Annotated in this window: 2 protein-coding genes; both read left to right on the forward strand. The window is 68.0% G+C overall.

Annotation, left to right across the window (positions count from 1 at the left end):
* The first annotated feature begins 23 nt into the window (after window positions 1-23).
* A complete protein-coding gene (locus GL263_RS26570; protein ID WP_182858284.1) occupies window positions 24-458 on the forward strand; it encodes an NfeD family protein in 435 nt (144 codons plus the stop codon).
* Between the two features lie 76 nt (window positions 459-534).
* The coding region (locus GL263_RS26575; RefSeq protein WP_182858285.1) for an SPFH domain-containing protein at window positions 535-1,376 on the forward strand (842 nt) is incomplete at its 3' end.

Below are 1,376 nucleotides of genomic sequence, written 5' to 3' on the forward strand. Positions count from 1 at the left end.
GTCCGTGAACGCCCCCCACCCCTATGATTGACCTTGTGGATGCTTGGGTGTGGTGGCTGATCGCCGCCGTAGGGCTGCTCATCCCGCTTGTCATCACCACGATGCCGGAGTTGGGCATGCTCGCCGTCGGCGCGGGCGCCGGCGCGCTCACGGCCGCGCTCGGCGGCGGCCCGGTGGCGCAGGTCGCGGTCTTCGCGATCGTGTCCACCGCGCTGATACTGGTGATCCGCCCGGTCGCCCGGCGCATGCGCGCCGAGCGACCCGAACTCGCCAGCGGCGTCGACGCCCTCAAGGGCCAGCGGGCCGTCGTCCTGGAACGCGTGGACGACAGCGGCGGCCGGGTGAAGATCGGCGGCGAGATCTGGTCGGCCCGCGCGCTGGATTCCGGGGAGTCCTACGAACCCGGCAGCCGGGTCGACGTGGTGGAGATCGACGGGGCCACCGCCGTCGTGATGTGATGGCCCGTGACACAGGCTCGGTCACGCACGGTGGCCGCCGCCCACCGAACACCTACCGACAGTCCAGGGGGACGCGATGGATGCAGTCATCATCGTCTTGATCATCCTGGTGGTGCTTGTCTTCATCGCACTCATCAAGACGATCCAGGTCATCCCGCAGGCGAGCGCGGCCATCGTCGAGAGGTTCGGGCGCTACACCCGCACGCTCAACGCGGGCCTGAACATCGTCGTGCCGTTCATCGACACCATCCGCAACCGCATCGACCTGCGTGAACAGGTCGTGCCCTTCCCGCCCCAGCCGGTGATCACCCAGGACAACCTGGTCGTGAACATCGACACCGTCATCTACTACCAGGTGACCGACGCCCGGGCCGCGACCTACGAGGTCGCCAGCTACATCCAGGCCATCGAGCAGCTCACCGTCACCACACTGCGGAACATCATCGGCGGCATGGACCTGGAGCGCACCCTGACCTCCCGCGAGGAGATCAACGCCGCGCTGCGCGGTGTGCTCGACGAGGCCACCGGCAAGTGGGGCATCCGCGTCAACCGCGTCGAGCTGAAGGCGATCGAGCCGCCGACCTCCATCCAGGACTCGATGGAGAAGCAGATGCGCGCCGACCGTGACAAGCGCGCCGCGATCCTCCAGGCCGAAGGTGTCCGGCAGTCCGAGATCCTCCAGGCGGAGGGCCACAAGCAGTCGGAGATCCTCCGCGCCGAAGGTGACGCCAAGGCCGCCGCGCTGCGCGCCGAAGGTGAGGCGCAGGCCATCCGGACGGTCTTCGAGTCCATCCACGCCGGTGACCCGGACCAGAAGCTGCTCTCCTACCAGTACCTCCAGATGCTTCCCAAGATCGCCGAGGGCGACGCCAACAAGCTCTGGATCGTGCCCAGCGAGATCGGCGACGCGCTCAAGGG

This window comes from Streptomyces durbertensis (assembly GCF_014156695.1).
Classification (GTDB): Bacteria; Actinomycetota; Actinomycetes; order Streptomycetales; family Streptomycetaceae; genus Streptomyces; species Streptomyces durbertensis.